The sequence below is a fragment of the Labrys methylaminiphilus subsp. lupini genome (assembly GCF_051161885.1).
In the GTDB taxonomy this organism is placed as follows: domain Bacteria; phylum Pseudomonadota; class Alphaproteobacteria; order Rhizobiales; family Labraceae; genus Labrys.
On record NZ_JBMDIH010000002.1, the window covers coordinates 913,844 to 934,583 of the forward strand.

The 20,740-nt window shown below is 61.5% G+C and carries 18 protein-coding genes; 9 read left to right on the top strand and 9 right to left on the bottom strand.

Annotated features, from left to right (window positions below; translation table 11 throughout):
• The first annotated feature begins 77 nt into the window (after nucleotides 1-77).
• Complete coding sequence (locus tag ACN6KF_RS29905) at nucleotides 78-593, top strand: GAF domain-containing protein (RefSeq protein WP_434960515.1); 516 nt, start codon at nucleotides 78-80, stop codon at nucleotides 591-593.
• A 307-nt stretch (nucleotides 594-900) separates the two neighbouring features.
• On the opposite strand, the gene ACN6KF_RS29910 is transcribed toward ACN6KF_RS29905, so the two are convergent.
• On the bottom strand, nucleotides 901-2,028 hold the full coding sequence (locus ACN6KF_RS29910) for a Gfo/Idh/MocA family protein (protein ID WP_434960516.1): 1,128 nt from the start codon (nucleotides 2,026-2,028) through the stop codon (nucleotides 901-903).
• The gene (locus tag ACN6KF_RS29915; protein ID WP_434960517.1) at nucleotides 2,015-3,025 is read right to left on the bottom strand and encodes a hydroxyacid dehydrogenase; all 1,011 of its coding nucleotides are present in this window, start codon (nucleotides 3,023-3,025) and stop codon (nucleotides 2,015-2,017) included. The genes ACN6KF_RS29910 and ACN6KF_RS29915 overlap by 14 nt, the downstream gene beginning before the upstream one ends.
• Before the next feature lie 154 nt (nucleotides 3,026-3,179).
• On the opposite strand from ACN6KF_RS29915, the gene iolD reads away from it, so the two are divergent.
• The 3 genes from iolD to ACN6KF_RS29930 are packed head-to-tail and all read left to right on the top strand — an operon-like array spanning nucleotide 3,180 to nucleotide 6,796.
• Complete coding sequence (gene iolD, locus ACN6KF_RS29920) at nucleotides 3,180-5,024, top strand: 3D-(3,5/4)-trihydroxycyclohexane-1,2-dione acylhydrolase (decyclizing) (protein ID WP_434960518.1); 1,845 nt, start codon at nucleotides 3,180-3,182, stop codon at nucleotides 5,022-5,024.
• Between the two features lie 49 nt (nucleotides 5,025-5,073).
• Nucleotides 5,074-5,973 carry a myo-inosose-2 dehydratase gene (gene iolE, locus ACN6KF_RS29925; protein WP_434960519.1) on the top strand — a complete coding sequence of 300 codons (900 nt, stop codon included), beginning with the start codon at nucleotides 5,074-5,076 and terminating at the stop codon, nucleotides 5,971-5,973.
• 4 nt (nucleotides 5,974-5,977) lie between these two features.
• The gene (locus ACN6KF_RS29930) at nucleotides 5,978-6,796 is read left to right on the top strand and encodes an SDR family oxidoreductase (RefSeq protein WP_434960520.1); all 819 of its coding nucleotides are present in this window, start codon (nucleotides 5,978-5,980) and stop codon (nucleotides 6,794-6,796) included.
• Between the two features lie 121 nt (nucleotides 6,797-6,917).
• Here the strand turns inward: ACN6KF_RS29930 and ACN6KF_RS29935 are convergent, their stop codons facing one another.
• From ACN6KF_RS29935 to ACN6KF_RS29950, 4 genes are all read right to left on the bottom strand, one after another.
• The gene (locus ACN6KF_RS29935; RefSeq protein ID WP_434960521.1) at nucleotides 6,918-7,787 is read right to left on the bottom strand and encodes a MurR/RpiR family transcriptional regulator; all 870 of its coding nucleotides are present in this window, start codon (nucleotides 7,785-7,787) and stop codon (nucleotides 6,918-6,920) included.
• Nucleotides 7,788-7,960: 173 nt separating this feature from the next.
• Nucleotides 7,961-8,977 (bottom strand): substrate-binding domain-containing protein, encoded by a 1,017-nt coding sequence (locus tag ACN6KF_RS29940; protein WP_434960522.1) that lies wholly within the window; start codon nucleotides 8,975-8,977, stop codon nucleotides 7,961-7,963.
• A gap of 62 nt (nucleotides 8,978-9,039) precedes the next feature.
• Nucleotides 9,040-10,083: an ABC transporter permease gene (locus ACN6KF_RS29945; RefSeq protein WP_434960523.1), complete on the bottom strand. Its 1,044-nt coding sequence runs from the start codon at nucleotides 10,081-10,083 to the stop codon at nucleotides 9,040-9,042.
• Nucleotides 10,084-10,090: 7 nt separating this feature from the next.
• Complete coding sequence (locus tag ACN6KF_RS29950) at nucleotides 10,091-10,831, bottom strand: ATP-binding cassette domain-containing protein (RefSeq protein ID WP_149250197.1); 741 nt, start codon at nucleotides 10,829-10,831, stop codon at nucleotides 10,091-10,093.
• 333 nt (nucleotides 10,832-11,164) lie between these two features.
• On the opposite strand from ACN6KF_RS29950, the gene ACN6KF_RS29955 reads away from it, so the two are divergent.
• Both ACN6KF_RS29955 and ACN6KF_RS29960 read left to right on the top strand, forming a co-directional pair.
• Nucleotides 11,165-12,358 carry a Gfo/Idh/MocA family protein gene (locus ACN6KF_RS29955; protein ID WP_434960524.1) on the top strand — a complete coding sequence of 398 codons (1,194 nt, stop codon included), beginning with the start codon at nucleotides 11,165-11,167 and terminating at the stop codon, nucleotides 12,356-12,358.
• 33 nt (nucleotides 12,359-12,391) lie between these two features.
• The gene (locus ACN6KF_RS29960) at nucleotides 12,392-13,393 is read left to right on the top strand and encodes a Gfo/Idh/MocA family protein (RefSeq protein ID WP_434960525.1); all 1,002 of its coding nucleotides are present in this window, start codon (nucleotides 12,392-12,394) and stop codon (nucleotides 13,391-13,393) included.
• 89 nt (nucleotides 13,394-13,482) lie between these two features.
• On the opposite strand, the gene ACN6KF_RS29965 is transcribed toward ACN6KF_RS29960, so the two are convergent.
• Genes ACN6KF_RS29965 through iolG form a run of 3 tightly spaced genes read right to left on the bottom strand, consistent with a single transcriptional unit; the run spans nucleotide 13,483 to nucleotide 16,770 of the window.
• Nucleotides 13,483-14,298, bottom strand: a complete 816-nt coding sequence (locus tag ACN6KF_RS29965) for an HpcH/HpaI aldolase family protein (RefSeq protein ID WP_434960526.1) — start codon at nucleotides 14,296-14,298, stop codon at nucleotides 13,483-13,485.
• A 10-nt stretch (nucleotides 14,299-14,308) separates the two neighbouring features.
• Entirely contained in the window at nucleotides 14,309-15,745 is a 1,437-nt protein-coding gene (locus ACN6KF_RS29970) for an NAD-dependent succinate-semialdehyde dehydrogenase (RefSeq protein ID WP_434960527.1), read from the bottom strand.
• Nucleotides 15,746-15,747: 2 nt separating this feature from the next.
• A complete protein-coding gene (gene iolG, locus ACN6KF_RS29975) occupies nucleotides 15,748-16,770 on the bottom strand; it encodes an inositol 2-dehydrogenase (protein ID WP_434960528.1) in 1,023 nt (340 codons plus the stop codon).
• A 432-nt stretch (nucleotides 16,771-17,202) separates the two neighbouring features.
• On the opposite strand from iolG, the gene ACN6KF_RS29980 reads away from it, so the two are divergent.
• The 3 genes from ACN6KF_RS29980 to ACN6KF_RS29990 are packed head-to-tail and all read left to right on the top strand — an operon-like array spanning nucleotide 17,203 to nucleotide 20,688.
• Nucleotides 17,203-18,699 carry a sugar ABC transporter ATP-binding protein gene (locus tag ACN6KF_RS29980; RefSeq protein WP_434960529.1) on the top strand — a complete coding sequence of 499 codons (1,497 nt, stop codon included), beginning with the start codon at nucleotides 17,203-17,205 and terminating at the stop codon, nucleotides 18,697-18,699.
• On the top strand, nucleotides 18,692-19,705 hold the full coding sequence (locus tag ACN6KF_RS29985) for an ABC transporter permease (protein ID WP_434960530.1): 1,014 nt from the start codon (nucleotides 18,692-18,694) through the stop codon (nucleotides 19,703-19,705). The genes ACN6KF_RS29980 and ACN6KF_RS29985 overlap by 8 nt, the downstream gene beginning before the upstream one ends.
• 35 nt (nucleotides 19,706-19,740) lie before the next feature.
• Nucleotides 19,741-20,688 carry a substrate-binding domain-containing protein gene (locus tag ACN6KF_RS29990; protein WP_434960531.1) on the top strand — a complete coding sequence of 316 codons (948 nt, stop codon included), beginning with the start codon at nucleotides 19,741-19,743 and terminating at the stop codon, nucleotides 20,686-20,688.
• Nucleotides 20,689-20,740 lie beyond the last annotated feature (52 nt).

Below are 20,740 nucleotides of genomic sequence, written 5' to 3' on the forward strand. Positions count from 1 at the left end.
GGTCGGGTCTCGCTCGGCCGTAGGGCGGCACGCTCTCAGGCCGGCAGATTCACTCGCACATATGGGAAACGATCGATATGAGCTTTCAGGCAACGGCTATTCAAGGCGACAACAAGTCGGACTTCTATCATGATCTCGCCGCGCAGCTCGGTGCCCTTCTGCATGGAGAGCGCGACGCGATCGCAAATGCCGCCAACACCTCGGCCCTGATCTTTCAGATGGTGCCTCAGCTCAACTGGGCCGGCTTTTATTTCCTGCGCTCCGAAAGGGAGCTGGTGCTCGGGCCATTCCAGGGTAAGCCTGCCTGTGTGCGCATCGCCGTCGGGCGCGGCGTCTGCGGAAGTGCCGTCGAACGCGGCCTATCGGTTCTGGTCGAGGATGTGCACGCTTTTGCGGGGCACATCGCTTGCGACGAGGCTTCCCGATCCGAACTCGTCGTGCCCCTCATGCGGGGGGACCGGATCTTGGGGGTGCTGGATCTCGACAGCCCGGTCGCGGGGCGCTTCGACCTCGCCGACCAGGCGGCTATGGAGGAACTCGCCGGGATCTATGTTGCTGGAAGCGAATGGGATCAAGCCATAACGCTACCGTGAGGTTCGATCAAAGATCGCGTCCTATCTCCCGACCGGGAGTGATCACAGAGCGCCGCCAAAATATATTTGCACACCTGCGAGGTTCATGGGCTGGAGAGCCGTAAACCTTCGTATATGTTGTTCGGCCCGATATTCGCGATACGCTGACCGGCGTAACTCCGCGTCCTGTACACGTGGATGATACTCCTAACGACCATCTCACCCGGCGCTTGTTGGCGTCGGGTTTTTTGCTTTTCCATCAACTCGATATGGCTTCGACCTGCCGCCGGAGTTCATTTTCCGTCCAAGATCATTTTTCCGTCGAAGATCATGGGCCGGTATCGACCCACCGGCCTTCGGTGGCAGACCTCTGGATTGCTTCCACGAGTTGCTGAATGCGCCGGCCCGATCCGAAGCCAAAGGGTTCGGGATGCCTGCCGGCGATGGCGTTGACGAAGCCGGCGATCTCGATGGCCTTGAGGTCGTTGAAGCCCAATTGATGGCCAGGGGCAACGCAGAACAACCCGTAAGGAGTGTGGTCGGGGCCCGCCTCTATGCGGCGAAAACCCCGCCGACCCTGCTTGTCTGCGGCATCGTAGAAATTCAGTTCGTTGAAGCGCTCTTGCGTGAACACCAGCGCTCCCTTGGTGCCATAGACCTCGAAATCGTGCTGCATCTTGCGGCCCGTGGCGATCCAGCTTGCCTCCAGGCTGCCGGAAGCCCCATTGGCGAACCGAAGGAAGGCTCTGCTTAAATCGTCGATCTCAACCTGCCGTCGCCCGCCCTTGCCATCAGGCCGGCTGGCGATCACGGTGGCGCTGTCGCCCTGGACGCGTTCGATCGGCCCGAGGAGGAACTCCGCCGTCGCCAAGGCATGGCTGCCCAGATCCGCCAATGCCCCGCCGCCGGCCGGATCATGCCGGAACGTGAAGGGGCTTTCGGCATCGGCCATATAGTCCTCGGCGTGAATACCCCGATAGCTGCGGATCTCGCCGAGTTCGCCACCGCGGATCATATCGCGGGCGAGTGGAAACAGAGGGTTGCACAGATAATTGAAGCCGACCTGGGTACAGACGCCGGCCTCTTGCGCGGCTTGCGCCATTTGGGCCGCATCCACGGCGGTGGTCGCGAGAGGTTTTTCGCAATAGACGTGCTTGCCGGCCGCCAGCGCGGCAAGCGCCATTTCCTTGTGCAGGGCGTTGGGGGCGGTGATGTCGACCACGTCGATGTCGGGATCGGCGACGAGGGATCTCCAGTCGCTGGATGACTTCGCAAAGCCGAGCGTCCGCGCTGCTTCGGCAGCTAGATCGTCGGTGCGATCCGCCACAGTATGCAGCACGAGTTCATAGGGAAGGTCGAAGACACGTTGCGCGGCTGTAAATCCGAACACGTGGGTTTTTCCCATGAAGCCCGTGCCGATGAGGCCGATCCTGAGCTGCCTTTTATGAGCTGGCATTGAGATGTTCTCTGTTGACGACGAGTGCGGGATCGATCGCGCCGGAAAAGAAATCCAGCACATTCTGGACCGATGAGATGGCCATCCGCTCGGCGCATTCGGCCGTCAGGCCGGCGATATGCGGTGTCAGGATCACCTGATCGAGCCCAAACAGAGGATGATCGGCGAGGGGAGGCTCATCGTCGAAGACATCGAGACCCGCGGCCGAGATCCTTCCCGTGCGAAGCGCGTCGAGCAGCGCAGCCTCGTCGACGACGCCGCCTCGCGCCGTGTTGACCAGGATTGCCGACGGTTTCATGAGCGCCAGTTCGTCCGCGCCGATTGCCGGGCGTTCTCCTCTCGGTACGTGCACGGATATGGCGTCAGCCCAAGCCAGCCCCGCCCTCAGGTCGCTCACGCAGGCAACCGCGCCTTTAGGCCAGCCCAGACTTTGGAGATAGGGGTCGAATGCCCGCACTTCCATGCCGAAGACGGCGGCAAGCTTGGCAAGTTGCCGCCCCGTGCGGCCAAACCCCATGATGAGGAGACGTTTGCCGAAAAGTTCAGTGGCCTCGAGCCGGTTGCGCCAGGCCCAGCCGGCCTCCCGCACGGAACGATCCGCCCGCAGCAACTGCTTGGCGCAAGCAAGCATCAACATCATCGCGTGTTCGGCCACCGATATCGAATTCACGTCGCCCACGATCGAAAGAGCGATGCCCTTGCTGTTCAATGACGCCAGATCGACGGCGTCGTAGCCGACGCCGTGCCGGGAAACGATCCTGAGCCTGGCGGCATGTGCGACCGTGGCGGCCGAGAGAGGCTGCGTGCGAATGATCAACCCGTCCGCAGCGGAGATGAGAGGGGCATAGCTGGCCTCCGAGACCTCTTCCACATAGTCGAACGTCACGCCGGCTTCAGACCGCAAAAGGGTGATCCCGCTCGGATGCAGTTTGCCCGCGACGAGTATATGCGGCATCGTTTCCTCCGACCAATTCTGACGACTGGCTGTCTCGATCATCTCACGGCCCGCCACGGGACCGGGGCTGGCCCGTGAGAGACCGGCCTTTTGCGTCTTGTTCGACTAATGATGCAATGGTGATTGCAATTATCTTGCTTTGTCAATAATCATTTCGTAAGCAGTATAAAAATCGCAATTGCGAGGGAGGAACACGATGTCCGCCACCATTCGTCTCACCATGGCCCAGGCCCTGGTGCGCTACCTGTGCAACCAGTTCACAGTCGTGGATGGCGCGAAGGTGCCTCTTTTTCCCGGCGTTTTCGCTATCTTCGGGCATGGAAACGTCACCTGTCTTTCGGAGGCGTTGGAAGCCGTCAAGGACACGCTGCCGACCTGGCGAGGCCAGAACGAGCAGTCGATGGCGCTCGCCGCCATCGGCTTTGCCAAGGCCAAGCGCCGGCGCCAGATCATGGTCGCGGCGACCTCGATCGGACCCGGCGCCCTGAACATGGTTACGGCCGCCGGCGTTGCCCATTCCAATCGCCTGCCCGTGCTGCTGCTCTCAGGGGATACCTTCATCAACAGGCGACCTGATCCGGTCATGCAGCAGGTGGAACATTTCGGCGATCCGACCATTAACGTCAACGACGCCTTCAAGGCGGTGACGCGCTATTGGGATCGCATCGTGCATCCCGAGCAGATCATCTCCTCGCTACCGCAGGCGGTCGGCGTGCTCCTGGATCCGGCCGATTGCGGGCCCGCTTTCATCGCGCTTCCCCAGGACGTGCAGGAGATGGCGTGGGATTACCCGGAAGCGTTCTTCGAGCCGGTCATGCACCGGATACCGAGGGCTCGGCCCGATCGCGACCGCCTCGGTGAGGCGGTCAATATGCTGCGACAGGCCAAGCGCCCCCTGATCATTTCCGGTGGTGGGGTTCGCTATTCGGGCGCGGAAAAGGCCCTGGCTGATTTCGCGCAGAAGCGCGGCATTCCATTGGCCGAGACCATTGCCGGCAAGGGGGCGGTGACGCATGACCATCCCGCCCATGTCGGGCCGCTCGGCATTGTCGGCTCGACATCCGCCAATGCGCTTGCCGGCGAGGCCGATGTCATCGTCGCCGTCGGCACGCGGCTGATGGATTTCACCACCGGCTCGTGGACCGCCTTCTCCCCGGCGGCGAAGTTCATCTCCATCAACGCGGCGCGCTGGGATGCCACCAAGCATCGCGCATTGGCGGTGGTGGGCGACGCCCTCGAAACCGTCGAGGAACTGGAAGCTGCGCTCGATGACTGGAAGGCGCCGGAGGCCTGGACGGCAAAGGGCGTGTCCGAATTCGCCACATGGAACGACATGCTCGACGGCTTCCAGAAACCCACCAATGATCCTATCCCGACCTATGCCCAGGTCGTGGGCGTGGTGAATGCCAAGGCCGGCGCAAGGGACCTGCTCATCACCGCTGCCGGCGGATTGCCCGGCGAAGTCATGAAGAACTGGCGCGTCAAGGATCCCAATACCTTCGATTGCGAATTCGGCTTTTCCTGCATGGGCTACGAGATCGCCGCGGGCTGGGGCGCCGCAATGGCCGATCCGACACGCACGCCCATCGTCATGATCGGCGACGGCACCTACATGATGATGAACTCGGACGTCTATTCGACCGTCCTGAGCGGCCACAAGATCATTCTGATCGTCTGCGACAATGGCGGCTATGCTGTCATCAACCGCCTCCAGAACGCCAAGGGTACGCCCGGCTTCAACAATCTCATCAAGGATTGCCGCGTGAAGGAGCCTTTCTCGGTCGACTTCGCCAAGCACGCCGAGGCGATGGGGGCGCTGACGCGGCGCGTGGAGAGCCTGGCCGATCTCGGCCAGGCCGTGGAATGGGCGAAGACGAATGACCGCACCACCGTCATCACCCTCGTGTCGGATGCCTTCACCTGGACGCCGGGCGATGCCTGGTGGGATGTCGGGGTCCCGGCCACCAGCGAGAGGAAGGAAGTACGCGAGGCGCATGACGCCCAAATCGCTGGCCGCCAGCATCAGCGGGTCGGCGTCTGATGGGCGTTCCCAAAGCTGACTGACTGTTACGCATGCGTTGGAGAATCTTATGAAAGCGAGACTTGGCATCGCGCCGATTGCCTGGTGGAACGACGACCTGCCGGAATTGAGTGACGACGTCTCCCTCGACGAGTGCCTGCGCCAGGCCCGCGAGGCGGGCTTCACCGGGATGGAGACCGGCCGCCGCTTCCCGATGGATCCCGCCGACCTCAAGCCTGTGCTGAACAAGCACGGCGTGAGCGTATGCGGCGGCTGGTTCTCAGGCCTGCTGCTCGACGGTGACCTCGAGCGGGAGAAGGAGCGCGTCGCTGCCCAGATGGCGCTCTTCAAGGCCGTCGGTGCTCCCTGCATCGTCTATGGCGAGACCGCCGGTACCATCCAGGGCGATCGCTCGGCGCCGCTCGCGACCAAGCGGCGGCTGAGCGAGGACGAGATCAAGGCCTATGGCCGCAAGATGACGGCCTTCGCCGAATGGTGCGCGGGGCAGGGGATGCCGATCAGCTACCATCATCACATGGCGGCGGCGATCGAGACCGAGGCGGAGCTTGACCTCCTGATGAAGCACTCGGGCGAAGCCCTGCCGCTGCTCTATGACGCGGGACACATGGCGTTCGCGGGCGGCGATGTCCTGCGGGTAATCGACAAGCATCACGCCCGCATCTCGCATGTCCATACCAAGGACATCCGGGCGGAGGTGGTTGATGGCCTCGATCGGGGCAAGGAGAGTTTCCTCGACGCGGTGGTGAAGGGAGCCTTCACGGTTCCCGGTGACGGCTCGCTCGACTTCGAGGCCATCGTGAAGCGCCTGGCTTCCTACGGCTATGAGGGCTGGTTCGTGGTCGAGGCGGAGCAGGACCCCGTCAAGAGCCCGCCGCTGCAGATGGCCAAGACTGGACACGAGGAACTGCTGCGCGTGATGGCAGCAGCCGGCTATACCGTGGAGAACTGACGACATGAACCGCATGGATGGAAAGATCTGCGTCGTGACCGGCTCGACACAGGGCCTGGGTGCCGAGATCGCCCGGCAACTTGCTGCCGCCGGTGCCACCGGCCTGGTGACGCTTGGACGCAATGCCGCGAAGGGTCAGGCCGTGGCTGACAGGATCAAGTCGCAGACCGGCGTTCCCATTCATTTCGTCAAGGCCGATGTCGCCGATGTCGGGGAATGCCGGCATGCCATCGCCGAAGCGGACCGCCTCTATGGCCGCGTGGATGTCCTGGTGAACGCCGCTGCCTGCACGGATCGCGGCACGATCATCGATACTTCACCGGAACTGTTCGATCTCATCTTCGCCACCAATGTGCGCGGGCCCTATTTCCTGATGCAGGAAGCCATCAAGCTGATGGTCCGTGATGGCGTCGCGGGATCGATCTGCAATATCGGCTCGATCTCCGAACATACCGGCCAGCCCTTCATCAATGCCTATTGCGCCTCCAAGGGCGCGCTGGCGACGCTGACCCGCAACACGGCGTTTTCGGTGATGAAGAATCGCATCCGGGTGAACCAGCTCAATGTCGGCTGGATGTCGTCCGACCATGAACGGGAGCTGCAGGCCGCGGCCACGGGTGATCCGGACTGGGAGGCCAAGGCTACCGCCACACTGCCGTTCGGACGGCTGGTCGACCCGGAGGAGGCCGCAAGAACTGTCAACTTCATCGTATCCGATGATGCCGGCCTGATGACGGGTGCCGTGGTCAATTACGACCAGACGGTGTGGGGCGGCTCGGCCGGCCCCATGCCGGTACCGACCGAGGCGCTTGCGCTCGCCTGATGCCTTTCAGGAAAAATCCATTGTCCCGACTGGAAGCAGCCCGTCTTGGGCTGCTTCTTTTCAAGACCCGGGCGCATGCGTCCTGAACGCATGTATCCTGTGTGGAGGCGACAAGAGCTCTTCAGGGCTGCGTGACGATCGGGATGCGCGGCACGGGAGCCTTCTGCAGCCGAGCGGCCAGAGCTGCCGTAAGGGATTGAGCCAGGCACATCGGTGCGGCCAGGGATCTTGAGAACGTATACTGATGCTCGGGCACGGAGAAGAGAACCGTTGCACTCTTGGCAAGTGGCGAAAGGGTCGAATCCGTTATCGCCAGGATCGGCAGGCCCTTGGCTGCAGCCTGCTCGACGATGTTGACGACCTCGGTTGCGTAAAAGCGGAATGAAACGGCAAAGAGCAGGTCCGTGGGCCGCATGGTGCCGGCGATATGCGTGGAAAGACCGCCGCTTGCGTCCAGGAGAACCGTGCGTTTTCCCAGCATCGTCAGAATGTAGCGGGTGAGATCGACGATCGGCGCTGAGCGGAGCTGGCCCACCAGATAGATGGTGTCTGCCTTTTCCATCAGGTCCACGGCCTTTTCGATGGTCTCCCCGGAGGTCAAGTTCAACAATTCCTGGAGTGCGTCGATGTCCCGTAGCACCAGGTCGTGCAGGAATCCCCAGCCGCCGACATTCTCGCGGTCGCTCAGCTCGGTCTCCAGGGCCTTGATTCTAGCCTGGAAACCGGGAGCTGCGGTCGATAGGCGTCGCTGAAAGACCGCCTGTACTTCCTTGAAACCCTTATATCCCAGCATCTGGGCGAAGCGTACAAAGCTGGATGCGTGGATACCACAGGTTTCTGCAATGGCGTTGAGCGACATGACCGCCACATCATTGGGGTTTTGGGTCAGATACACCGCTATATTCTGATAGGCCTTGCTCATCCCGTCATATTTGTCGTGGATGATCCGAATTAGGTCCTCGTAGTCTTGCGGGACACTGTCGGCGCCCATGAATATTCCCTCTTTCCAATACGTCCGCGGCTCTCAAGCGTGCCATGTACAAATGGCGCTTCTAGCATAGGCATGCCGCGCAACGTTAGTCGCGCGACATGCCGCCATGGGCCCGAAACGAGACCCGGGAGGTCAAGCGGGATCGCTCGGCTGCGCAGAGCGTTCTCGTTTCGTCAATTGCCACCGCCGATACAGGTGGCGACATTGTCCGGCGTGCAGATGTCGAGACCGGTATAGCTCGGGTCCTTGGGCGCTGCCTTGCCGTCCTTGATGTCCTTCAGGTAGTACATGGCCTTGTAGCCCATCTCGAAAGGACGCTGACCCACATTGCCGGAGGCCAGACCTTCCTTAAGCAGGTCGATCTGCACAGGCAGCGTATCGGCAACCACGAGGGCGAGAGCGCCGGAGGCGATCTTGGCCTTGTATTTGGTCGCGACTTGCCGGTAGGCATCCGGCAGGAATTGCGGGAAGCCGCCTGTCGGGATGAAGGCGTCGAGATCGGGATACTTGCCGAGAGTATCTTCAAGCTGCTGCACCGATTTGGGGAAATCGTCATCGGTATAGAGCGGGCAGCCGTCGACTTCGGTCCAGCCATTTTGACCAGCCAGCCGATCGCCGGGGGCCTGGGCGCTTTCCTTGCCCGCAAGCGTATCGCGAATGCCCTGCATGCGCTCATTGTGATTGGCGGCAGCTGCGCCGCCGGACTGGATGCAGATCTTGCCGCCTTTCGGCTTGATCTTCATGGCGATCTTGGCGAGGTTCACGCCAATCTCGTAATTATGCGTTCCGACATAGGCGGCGCGTTCGCCCTTGGCGTCGGGCAGGAGATCGGAATCCCAGGTCAGGACCGGAATTTTTGCGCCAGCGGCACCCTGCAGCGCCGCCGCGATGGCCGGGGCGTTGGCTACGGAAACCGCAATGCCGTCGACGCCCTTGGTGATGAGGTCCTGCACCATCTGCGCCTGTTCGTCGCCGCCGCCATGCTCGCCAGGGCCGACATAGAGGCATTCGATGGCCCCGTTGAGTTCCTTTTCCGCCTTCTTGCAGCCGGCCATGGCTTGGTCGAAGAAGGGATTGTTGGTGTTCTTGGGAACCAGCGCGAAGGTAAGCTTGTCGGCGGCGTAGGAGCCACCGGCCGTAGCGGCAAGACCGACGGCAATCGCCGCCGTGGTCAGCAGATATCTCAACATCGTTTCCTCCAGATGGGTTGTTCGCCGTTTCGGGCGTTTCACACGACGCCGGCTTTGGCCGGTCATTCGCGTCGTTTGCCGCGGATCCGCTCGAGCAGCACCGCGAGAACCAGGAAGCTACCGACGAAGACGCCCTGCCAATTGGAGTCGACGCCGGCCATGAGAAGGGAATTGCGGATGACTTCGAGAAGGGCAGAACCGATGAATGCACCGAGTGCTCCACCTTCACCGCCCATCAGGTTCGCGCCGCCGATCACGGTCGAGGCGATGGCGCGCAACTCGTAGCCCGTACCCAGGGAGTTGATCGCCGAGCCTGCCCAACCCACGCTCAGGATCGACGCGATGGCGCCACTGAGCCCGGAAATGGTATAAGCCTGCAATTTGATGCGCTTGACCGGTACCCCGGTGAGGTTGGCCGCATGCTCATTGCCACCGACGGCGAGCAGATGCCGGCCCCATGTCGTCATGCGCATCACCACGAACATGGTCAGGGTCAGGACAACGAGCACCCAGACCGGGTTGGCGATACCCAAGATCGCACCAGCGCCGATCGACTTGAAAGCCGGGCCGCCGGGACCGAAATTGTAGAGCATCTTGTTGCCGGAAAGCACCACGGCCACGGAGCGTGCCGCCGACAGCATGCCCAGGGTCACCACGAAGGGTGATAGTCCCAGATAGGCGATGAGGCCGCCATTAATGGCGCCGGCGACGCCACCCGCCGCGAGGCCTGCAATCACCGCCGCGTACCAGGGATAACCTGCTTCCAGCGTGAGTCCGCAGGCGACTGCGACAAGGCCCATGATCGAGCCGACCGAAAGGTCGATGCCACCGGTGATAATGACCATGGTGGCGCCGAGCGCCATGATGCCGATGAAGGCGAAGTTGCGGGTTATGTTGTAGAAATTGTCTTCCGTGGCGAAGCGCGGCTCGCGGATGGACATGATGGCGCAAATGACGATCAGCGCGATTGTGACCCAGAAGGCCTGGCTCGACAGCATCGTCTGCCACAGCGACTTCTCCTTGACCGTCAGGACGGACTCGATGGAGACATTAGCTGGTGCAGGCGTATTGGCCTGCTTCGGGCGGTTGGAAGAAGTGTCCGTCATCGCGACCTCACGCCGTATGGATTGCGCCAGTAATGAGACCCGTAACTTCCTCCGGCGAGGTTGCGGCGATGAGCTTGTCGGCCACCTTGTGGCCGCGTCGCATCACGATCACCCGATCGCAGACCTCGAAGACATCAGGCATTCGATGCGAGATCAGTACGACGCTGATCCCAGCGTCGCGCAGGCGGTGGATCAGCCCCAGCACTTCGGCAACCTGCCTGACGCTGATCGCCGCGGTCGGCTCGTCCATCAGCACGATCTTAGCCTGGGACAGCCTGGTGCGTGCGATGGCGACGGCCTGGCGCTGCCCGCCCGACATTTGGCGGACGAGGTCGCGCGGCCGGGTTTCGGACTTCAGCTCACCGAAAAGTTCACCGGCTTTCTTGATCATCGCACCGTGATCAAGCCAGCGGAAAGGACCCGCTCGTTTCTTGATCTCCCGGCCGAGGAAGACGTTGGCCGCCGCCGAGAGGTTGTTGCACAGCGCCAGGTCCTGGTAGACGACTTCGATGCCCTTGGCCCGAGCTTCGACGGGCTTATGAAAATGCACGATCTCATCATCTAGGACGATTTCGCCAGAGGTGGGCGGGAAGTTGCCGGCGATCAATTTCACCAAGGTGGACTTGCCGGCACCGTTGTCACCCATCAAGCCTACGATCTCAGCTCTGCCAATCGTCAATTCGACGTCCGTCAGTGCTTTGATGGCGCCGAAGCTCTTCGAGACTGACTTCAGCTGCAGCAGTGTCATTCCTCGCTCCCTGGTTTATTTTCTTGTTTGTCTAATCATGACACATCAACCGCAGGTTGCCACCGGGGAGGCGCCGATATCGACCGCTGCCTGGATCGATAGTCTCACCGCGAATGGTTCTGCCGAAGCCGAGGATGGCCCCGGGATGGCCAGTTGATTTGCTTTGCAATTTCTATTTCATGATTTTAAAAATTGCAACACTTATTGCGGGTGTGGTGCCGGCGCGACGATTTGAAACAATAATTGACTATTTTTATTTTTAGCAATAATCGTTGATTCATGCGGAAAACCGCGGTCACCCCGTCAAATGACCCGCTCCTGGGAGGAGAAGGCATGAAAGCCGAGCAATTTCGGATCGATACCTATCCCCCGCCGGATCGCCGCTTGAGACTGGGATTTGTCGGAGGCGGGCGGGGCGGCCAGGTGGGCGCCTGGCATGCTGCGGGCGCTCGTCTTTCCAATCGATGGGATATCGTTGCGGGCGCCTTGTCGACCGATCCTGCAAAGGCGAGGCTATCGGGTCGCGATTGGTTCCTGGCCGAGGATCGCATCTATGACGACTATCACGCCATGGCCGAGCGCGAGGCGGCTCGTGCCGATCCCGTAGATGCAGTTGCGATCTGCACGCCCAATCACACCCATTATGAGATCGCGCGCACATTCCTGCAGGCGGGCATCAATGTCATCTGCGACAAACCCCTGACGACCTCTCTCGAAGACGCCCAGGCCCTTGTCGCTCTCCAGAAAGACACCGGGCTCGTCTTCGGCGTGACCTATGCCTTTGCCTTCCATGCCATGGTGAGGCAGGCGCGGCACATGATCCTGGAGGGCAGGATAGGGCGGATCCGCCAGGTCCATGTCGAGTATTTCCAGGAATGGTCCTGCCTGGAAAAGAAACCAGACAGCGGCGAGGTCTCGTGGAGGCAGGATCCCACCAGGGTTGGAAAGGCGTCTGCGATCAGCGACATCGGCACGCATGCCTTTCATCTGGCTGGCTATGTCACGGGGGAAGAGATCGTCGCCTTGAAGGCCGATCTGTATGTTTGCGGCCCGGAGCGCGGGCTGGAGGACACGGCCTTCATCAATGTGCGCTTGGCTGGCGGGGCGCCCGGCACGCTTCTGGTCACGCAGGTCGCCCCCGGCAATTACTGCGCTCTGCGTATCCGGGTCTATGGGGATCGGGGCGGCATCGAATGGGACCAGGAAAAACCGGAATATCTGCGGGTCAGCTATCTCGGACAGCCGGACGAGATGATCGTCCGGGGCAAGGAGGGGGCGATGCTTCCTTCCATCGAGAAGATGTCCACGCTGCCGAGCGGACATGGCGAGGCGCTCAGCAATGCCTGGGCCAATCTCTACACCGAATTTGCGGTGGCAATCGAGGCGAGAGCCGCCGAGCGTTCGTTGCCTGAGGGAATGCTGGAATTTCCCACTGCGCAGGATGGTGCTCGCGGGGTGCGCTTCATCCATGCCGCGGTGGAGTCTCATGAAAATGGCGGTGCTTGGACGCCGTGCGGGCCGGCGTAGAAGTCGGCCGGGGTCACTATCGGGAGGGAAGGCATGACTGTCAGGTTGGGGATTGTCGGCGTCGGCGTGATGGGCGCCGATCATGCGCGCACGATCGCTTCGCAAGTGGCAGGAGCGGTCATCCATAGCATCTACGATGCCAATCAAGAGCGGGCGCGGCAGATTGCTGACGAAGTCGGCGCCGCCGATGTGGCCGGCGATCCCAGGCGTCTCATTGACGATCCGCAAGTGGATGCCGTCCTGATCGCCTCTCCTGATGCCACCCATAAGGAGCTGACGCTCGCCTGCGTGGCGGCCCGCAAGCCGGTACTGTGCGAGAAACCCCTTGCCCCGACTTCGCCGGAATGCCTCGAACTGATCGAGGCCGAACTCGCGGCGGGCCGGCGTTTCATACAAGTCGGCTATATGCGACGCTACGATCCATCCTATGTGGCGATGAAGAATCATCTCGCGGCAGGCCAACTCGGCAAGCCGCTGATGTTTCACTGCGTTCATCGCAATGTCGCCGCACCGCCCTGGTTCGACGGCGGCATGGCGATAGCCAATTCGGCCGTGCACGAATTCGATATTGCCCGTTGGCTGCTCGCCGGCGAATTGATGGCGATCTCCATATTCAGGCCCGCCAATATCTCAGGCCAATCGCCGGGAGCGCCCGTTTTCCTGGTCTTGGACAGTGCCGGTGGCAGCCTGGTGACGATCGAGGTCTTCAACGACGCGGCCTATGGCTACGATGTCAGGGGCGAACTCGTATGCGAAAAGGGCACGGTCGAGCTGCAACGGCCGGTTCATGGTGTCGTCAACCACGCTTTGTTGCAGGGGACCGCCTACCCCCTCGATTGGCGTCCGCGCTTCCAGGATGCCTATCGCCTGCAGGCGCAGGGATGGATCGAAGGCATCAGGACGGGCAAGCCCAACGGTGCGAGTGCCTGGGACGGCTATGCCGCCACCCGCGTGGCCGAGGCAGGGATGCGATCGCTGAAGTCGGGCCTGCGGGAGGAAATCTCCGCCGTGCCTGTTCCAAAGCTCTATGGCTGAGCCGGCTCGCGTCCGACGAGGCAAGATCTCTTGCGCAAATGCCGCACCGCTGGATCTGTAATCCGGCGATGCGGCCCTCCGGCGAGAGGTCAATAGGCCGATTTCACCGTCGACGGTGCGGCCGCGGCCTTTCCGTTGAGCTCCCTGAAACGCGCGACGCTGGCGTGGGCGGCTGCCGCGAGCAATCGTGAATCGCCCGATACCGTCGTCATGTCGAAACCCCATACGATGGCGCGCGTCGCATAGTCGGGCGTGCCGCAGTGCAGGGCGGCGATCTTGCCCGATTTCCTGCACGCCGCGACGATCGTCTGCAGCGCCTCGATCATCTCCGGCTCCTCGCGGTCGAATGCCGGAGCCAGGCGTCCCTGATGCAGGCTGAAGGTCAGGTCGGCCGGCCCGACATAGATGCCGTCCAGCCCGGGTGTGGCAGCGATCGCCTCCAGGTTTGACATGGCTTCGGCGGTCTCGACCATTGCGAAGGCGAGGATCTCGTCATTGGCTTCGGCGGCATAGTTTGCCCCTGCCGAAAAATTGGCGCGCGTCGGCCCGAAGCTGCGCTGGCCAAGGGGGGGATAGCGCATATAGCTGACGAACTCGGCGGCCTGGCTGGCCGTGTTCACCATCGGGCAGATGATGCCATAGGCGCCGGCATCCAGCGCCTTCATGATAATGCCGGGTTCGAGCCAGGGCACCCGTGCCATTGGAACGACGCCGGAAGCGCGCACGGCCTGGAACATCGGCAGCAGCATGGAATAGTCGAGGGCACCATGCTGCACGTCGACCGTGACACTGTCATAACCCTGTGCGGCCATGATCTCCGCGGTGAACGGGTTGCCGATCGAGAGCCATCCGTTGATCGTGGGACGTCCCTCGGCCCAGGCCTGCTTCAGCTTGTTCTTGATCACGAGTGCCTCCTCAAAACACGATCTGCGCCAGCTTGGTGTCGAGATAGTCGGAAATGCCCTCGAAGCCTCCCTCTCGGCCCATTCCCGAATATTTGGTGCCGCCGAAAGGAGCCTCGGCAGCCGCGAGCGCGAAGCTGTTGATGCCGACCATGCCGGACTTCAGCTCCGCGACGGTGCGCCGGGCTCGCTTGGGGCTGCTCGTGAAGGCATAGGCGGATAGCCCCATATCGCTGGCATTGGCCCGGGCGATGACGTCATCATCCGTCGAGAAGGACGTTATGGCGGCGATCGGTCCGAAATTCTCCTCGGCGAACACGCGCATGCCGTCCTCGACATGGGTGAGCACCGTCGGCTCGAAGAAAAAGCCTGTATTGAAGGCAGAGGGGGCTCGTCCACCGGTGGCCAGCCTAGCCCCGGCTTTTTCGGCCTCGGCGACGATGGATTCGATCTCGTCACGGCGATTGGCGTTGATGAGAGGTCCCATCTGCGTTGCGCTGTCGAGGCCATCTCCGAGCCTGAGGGCCCGGGTCCGGGCAACGAACCCTTCCACGAAGGCGTCATGCAGGCTTTCGTGAACGAAGAAGCGATCGGGCGTCACGCAGACTTGCCCGGCATTGGCGTATTTGGTCGGTACCGAAACGTTGAGCGCCAATTCGAGGTCGGCATCGTCATAGATGATGAGAGGCGCGTTGCCGCCGAGTTCCATCGAGACCTTCTTCACCGTCTCGGCGGCATCCTTGATCATCTGCTGTCCGACGCGCGTCGAGCCGGTCAGCGAGACCTTGCGCACCCCCGCGGAGGCCATGATGGGATCATAGGTCGCGCTGGTCGGTCCAACGACAAGGCTGACGACGCCGGCCGGAATGCCGGCGGCCTTGGTGCAATCGACCATGACCATGGCCGTTCCCGGCGTTTGGCTCGAAGGGCGAACGATGATCGAACAGCCGGCAGCGAGGGCTGGCGCTACCTTGCGGGCCACCAGTGCCGCGGGAAAGTTCCAGGCCGTGAAGGCGGCAGCGATACCGACGGGCTCATGCAGGACTTCGAAACGCCCCGCCGGCACCCGGCTTTCGATGACGCGGCCATAGATGCGGCGTGCTTCCTCGGCGTACCAGCGGAACTGGTCGGTGGCCAGGATCCATTCACGTTCGGCCTGCACCAGAGGCTTGCCGGTTTCACTCGAAATCATGCGGATGGCTTCGTCCTTGCGGCGAAGCATCTCATCTGCAATGCGATGCAGGGCATCCGCGCGTTCGAATGCCGGTTTGGATTTCCACAGTGTGAACCCCCTTGCCGCACCTTCAAGGGCGTCTTGCGTATCGGAGCGTGCGGCGACGGGTACCTCGCCCAATACGCGTTCATGTACCGGGCTGATGACCGGTGCGCGGGCCTTGTCCGCTGCCTCGCGCCATTGGCCGTCGATGAAAAGGCCGAAATCCTGGTACATGCTCAAATGACCTCACTTGTCTTTACCGGCCGTCCCTCCTGGATGGATCTGCCGGCGGCTTCCGCCAGAACGAGGGCTCGCCGGCCGTCCTCAAAACCAACCTCCGGCGCCGTGCCATTTTCGACGGCGTCGACGAACGCACCGATCTCGGCGTTGAAGGCCTCGGCATATCGCTCGATGAAGAAATTGAGGTAGGGCGCCCCACGGGATGTGAACTCCCCGGTGAAGCGCACGGAATCATGCATTCTCCGGTTCTCCGAGACCGCCATGCCCTTGTTGCCGAACACTTCGACCCGCTGGTCGTAGCCATAAACAGCCTGCCGCGAGTTCAGGATGACACATTGCTTCCCGGATGCCGCGGTGAGAACCACCGATACGGTATCCCAGTCATTGCAGCGTTCCATCAGTGGCGGGTTCACAAGGCGGCTTCCGACGGCACTCACTGTTTCGGGTTCCTCCCCCAGCAGGAAGCGGGCCATGTCGAAATCATGGATCGTCATGTCGCGAAAAATGCCGCCCGAAACCTCCATATAGGCAGCTGGAGCCATTGCCGGGTCTCGGGAGGTGATGACGATCTGGTGCAGGTCGCCGATGTCACCGTTCACGATGGCGGCGCGCGTAGCCCTGTGCGTGGGATCGAAGCGCCTGACGAAACCAAGCATGATAGGCAGGGACGACTTGCCGATGATCCTGGCGCAGCGATCCACTCTTTCCAGGCTGAGGTCGATCGGCTTCTCGCACAGGATGGGTTTGCCAACCGCCACAGCCTTCTCGATATAGTCTGCATGCGTGCTCGTGGAGCTCGCAATGAGCACCGCATCGACGCCCTCGGAGGCGAATACATCTTCGTCGGTTTCAAAAACGGTGGTGGCTTCCCTTGCCCCCACCTCCATGGCCGCCTCCCTCGAAACGTCGAAGACACCTGCAAGCCTTGCCCGAGGGTGCGCTGCTATATTCGCAGCATGCATCCGCCCGATGCGCCCGCAACCCAACACAGCGATTCTGAGCACGGAAGTTCCTCCCATTTTTTCTTAGCAATGATCATTGCAAAAATCTCATATTGTCAACAACTGATGCGGAGTTTTTGAAGGAACCTCCATCACAGTTTTGGGATGACCGTTTTCGCACCGCCCTGTCAGGCGCCGGACAGCCGAACTCCCGGTTCGTGGCGGCCCGGCACAGGTCCCATCGTCGGCCTGCGCCACGGTCGGCTCTCGAAATGTCGCCCAATGGAGAAATGTTTATTGACATTTTTTATTGTTTGCAATTTCCTTTGCACGGGTGCCTGAGGGAGGACGTGATGACTGGCCGGGAAAAGGCATATGCGCTGGAGGCATGCCGCGGGTCCAGGAAGATCGTTCCCTCTGATTTACCTGGGTTTTCAATCTAAAACAGGTTCATAGAGATAAAATCTAAATTAAAACATTAAGTATTTCCGAGGGCGGGAACCAGCGAAAATGTCACTCCTGAGATTGGAGGAGGTCGCCAAGTCCTATGGCGATGTCCAGGTGTTGAAGGACATCACACTTACCGTCGCGCCCGGTGAGGTTCTCGCGCTGGTCGGAGAAAACGGTGCCGGCAAATCCACCCTGATGCGCATTGTTGCGGGGCTGACCGCGTCAAGCGCCGGTTCTCTTAAGTTCAAGGATAGTCCGGCGCCTGGAACGCTCATCGAAGCCGAGCAGGCCGGGATCGTGATGGTGCATCAGGAGTTCTGCCTGGCGCCGCATCTGACCGTTGCGGAGAATATCTTCCTCGGGCGGGAACTGACACGGGGCCTGTTTACCGATGTGAAGGCGATGAGGATATCCGCCGCCGCAATCCTGGCCGAACTCGGCTCGGCGGTGTCACCTCGGGCGCGGCTCAGCGAATTGCCGGTATCCGCCTGGCAGATGATCGAACTCGCCAAGGCCTTCGCCCGCGATCCCAGACTGATACTCATGGACGAACCGACGGCGGTGTTGTCCGCCGATGAGGCAGCACAGCTGTTTGCCAGGCTTCGCAAATTTCGAAGCACCGGCGGTTCGGTGATTTTCACCTCGCATCGCCTCGATGAGGTCAAGCAGATCGCCGACAAGGTAGCCGTGTTGCGCGACGGGCAGATCGCCCGGATCGAAACGGCGGAGCGCATCTCTGAAGAGGAAATGGCCGAGGCGATGGTCGGCCGTCCGCTCGCGGAGATCTATCCGAGGAAGGCCGATCGAAAGACGGTCGAGATCTTCCTGCGGGTGGAAGCGCTTTCGGACAAGACGCTTGTGCGAAACGCGACGTTCGAAGTGCGCCGAGGCGAGATCCTCGGCATATCCGGCCTCATCGGATCCGGACGAACCGAGCTCTTCGAAGCCCTTTTGGGGCTGCGCTCCGCCAGTTGCCGCTCACTGGAGATCCATGGAAGGCCTTCGAGACTGCCGTCTGCACGCCAGGCATGGCGCATGAGACTGGCCTATCTGACCGAAGATCGAAAAGGCAAGGGGCTGCTGCTCGGCAAGAAACTGGAAGAGAACATCGCCCTTACCAAAGGAGCGATCGATGGCGGAGCCTGGATCGATTTCAGAGCGGAAAATCAAGATCTCGTCGACGCGGTGCGGGTCTACGACATCCGCGCCGGCAACTTGAACATCGCCGCGGGCTCTCTGAGCGGCGGCAATCAGCAAAAGGTCCTGATTGCAAAGACACTCGCCACCGATCCCGATCTGATCGTGTTCGATGAGCCGACGCGCGGCGTCGATATCGGCGCCAAGCAGCAGATCTACCAGATCATCGCCGACCTGGCGGAGACCGGTAAAGCCGTCGTCGTCATCTCTTCCGAAATGCAGGAAATCGTCGGACTGGCCGATCGGGTTCTCGTGATGCGCGGCGGCGCCATTGCGGGCGAACTGGCCGGCGCTGACGTCAAGGAAAACGAGATCATCCGCCTAGCGATGGGACTTCGGGAGGAAGCAGTCAATGTCTGATATCGCAAAGGCCAGCGCCCCGGGTTCCGGCGCGCTCGTTTGGTCGCCTCGGCGCCTGCTGGAAGCGGCGGGACCATTGCTGGCCCTCGCGCTCCTCCTGATCGTGGGCGCCTCCATGAGCGGCAGTTTTCTCGGGGCCGAGAATCTATCGAATGTGCTGACGCGCAGTGCCTTGATCGGCATCATCGCGATAGGAGCGACATTCGTGATCACCGCCGGCGGTCTCGATTTGTCGGTGGGCTCCCTTTCCGGCCTCGTGGCCGGCTTGACGATCATGTTCATGAATCACGGGCTGCCATGGCTCGGGAGCGATTGGGGCCTGGTGGCGGCCGGCATTGCCTGCGCGCTCTTCCTGGGGGGCTGCGCCGGATTGCTCAACGGCGTCATGATCGTGAAGGGGCGTGTCGAAGCCTTCATCGTGACCCTGGGCGCCATGGGTATTTTTCGCTCCATCCTGACCTGGCTGTCGGATGGCGGCTCGATAGCGCTGGATTTCTCGCTGCGGACGGCGTCGCGCCCGATCTACTACGGCGAGATCGCCGGCATTTCCGTGCCGATCATCGTGTTCGCCCTGATGGCAATCGTCGGCGAAGTCGTACTTCGGCGCACGCGCTTCGGCCGGCACGTTGCGGCCATCGGCTCCAGCCGTTCAGTCGCGGTCTACTCGGCCATTCCCGTGGATCGGGTTCGCATACTGACCTATGTCGTGCAGGGACTGACCGTCGCGGTTGCAACGGCGATCTACATCCCGCGCCTCGGCACGACCACGCCGTCTACGGGCCTGATGTGGGAACTGGAGGCGATTGCGGCCGTCATCATCGGCGGGACCCGTCTGAGCGGTGGATTTGGCCGCATCTGGGGAACCGTGGCCGGCGTTCTGATCCTCGGCTTCATCAGCAACATCCTCAATTTGAGCGGTCTGGTCAGCCCCTATCTGAACGGGGCTTTCCAGGGCGCCATCATCATCATCGCCGTCTTGCTCCAACGCGATCGCTCACAGGGTTGACGGCGTCAGAACACCAATCAAAGAGGGAGGAAACTATGTTCGGCAGATTGAAATCGGTCGTGGCAGCGGGAGCCATGCTCCTGGCGGGATGGACAGCGCCAGCGGCGGCCGCCGAAACCACGATCGGTATCTCTATCCCCGCGGCCACCCATGGCTGGACTGGGGGGCTCAACTATCACACCAAGCGCACGATCGAGCGCATGAAAGCGGCCTTTCCAGACGTTGACTTCGTCCTCACCACGTCGTCGAGCGCGACACAGCAGGTCAACGACGTCGAGGACATGCTCGCCCGTGGCATCAAGGCCCTGGTGATCCTGCCTTTTGAGTCCGACCCGCTCACCGAACCGGTCAAGGCAGCGAAGGCCAAAGGGGTCTTCATCGCAACGGTCGACCGAGGCCTGTCCCAGGAAGGGATCGAGGACGTCTATGTCGGGGGCGACAATCCCTCTTATGGGCGCACGGCTGCCGAGTACTTCAAGAAGAAGTTTCCGAATGGCGGCAAGATCGTCGTCATGCGCGGCATTCCCACCGCCATCGACAACATTCGGATCGAGGCCTTCAACGAAGCGTTGAAGGGGACCAACATCAAGGTCCTCGACATGCAATACGCCAATTGGAATCCCGACAAGGGCTTTGAAGTGATGCAGGACTATCTGCAGCGCTTCCCCGAGATCGACGGTGTCTGGACAGGCGATGACGACGCTGCTCTCGGCGCCATCGAGGCCATCAAGCAGTCGGGCCGAAAAAACGTCGCAGTACTGGGAGGTTCCGGCATGAACAAGGTGATCAAGCTCGTCATGGATGGGCACGACATGGTCGATGCCGATATTTTCTATCCGCCGACCCTGATCATCCCCGCCATCGAACTGGTCACTATGAAATATGCGACTCAGGCACCGATCAGCGGCCGTTATGTTCTGTCCAGTCCGCTCATCACCAAAGACAACGCCGCGGAATATTACTTTCCGGATGCGCCTTATTGATCCAGAACGGGGGCGAGTTCGGTGGAAAGCTGAAGCGTCTGGCGGCCGCACG

Bases quoted from the DNA above. Each gene is read 5' to 3' on its own strand.
- ACN6KF_RS29905 (WP_434960515.1), top strand. From the start codon at position 78: ATGAGCTTTCAGGCAACGGCTATTCAAGGCGACAACAAGTCGGACTTC.
- ACN6KF_RS29910 (WP_434960516.1), bottom strand. From the start codon at position 2,028: ATGCCAGCTCATAAAAGGCAGCTCAGGATCGGCCTCATCGGCACGGGC.
- ACN6KF_RS29915 (WP_434960517.1), bottom strand. From the start codon at position 3,025: ATGATCGAGACAGCCAGTCGTCAGAATTGGTCGGAGGAAACGATGCCG.
- iolD (WP_434960518.1), top strand. From the start codon at position 3,180: ATGTCCGCCACCATTCGTCTCACCATGGCCCAGGCCCTGGTGCGCTAC.
- iolE (WP_434960519.1), top strand. From the start codon at position 5,074: ATGAAAGCGAGACTTGGCATCGCGCCGATTGCCTGGTGGAACGACGAC.
- ACN6KF_RS29930 (WP_434960520.1), top strand. From the start codon at position 5,978: ATGAACCGCATGGATGGAAAGATCTGCGTCGTGACCGGCTCGACACAG.
- ACN6KF_RS29935 (WP_434960521.1), bottom strand. From the start codon at position 7,787: ATGGGCGCCGACAGTGTCCCGCAAGACTACGAGGACCTAATTCGGATC.
- ACN6KF_RS29940 (WP_434960522.1), bottom strand. From the start codon at position 8,977: ATGTTGAGATATCTGCTGACCACGGCGGCGATTGCCGTCGGTCTTGCC.
- ACN6KF_RS29945 (WP_434960523.1), bottom strand. From the start codon at position 10,083: ATGACGGACACTTCTTCCAACCGCCCGAAGCAGGCCAATACGCCTGCA.
- ACN6KF_RS29950 (WP_149250197.1), bottom strand. From the start codon at position 10,831: ATGACACTGCTGCAGCTGAAGTCAGTCTCGAAGAGCTTCGGCGCCATC.
- ACN6KF_RS29955 (WP_434960524.1), top strand. From the start codon at position 11,165: ATGAAAGCCGAGCAATTTCGGATCGATACCTATCCCCCGCCGGATCGC.
- ACN6KF_RS29960 (WP_434960525.1), top strand. From the start codon at position 12,392: ATGACTGTCAGGTTGGGGATTGTCGGCGTCGGCGTGATGGGCGCCGAT.
- ACN6KF_RS29970 (WP_434960527.1), bottom strand. From the start codon at position 15,745: ATGTACCAGGATTTCGGCCTTTTCATCGACGGCCAATGGCGCGAGGCA.
- iolG (WP_434960528.1), bottom strand. From the start codon at position 16,770: ATGGGAGGAACTTCCGTGCTCAGAATCGCTGTGTTGGGTTGCGGGCGC.
- ACN6KF_RS29980 (WP_434960529.1), top strand. From the start codon at position 17,203: ATGTCACTCCTGAGATTGGAGGAGGTCGCCAAGTCCTATGGCGATGTC.
- ACN6KF_RS29985 (WP_434960530.1), top strand. From the start codon at position 18,692: ATGTCTGATATCGCAAAGGCCAGCGCCCCGGGTTCCGGCGCGCTCGTT.
- ACN6KF_RS29990 (WP_434960531.1), top strand. From the start codon at position 19,741: ATGTTCGGCAGATTGAAATCGGTCGTGGCAGCGGGAGCCATGCTCCTG.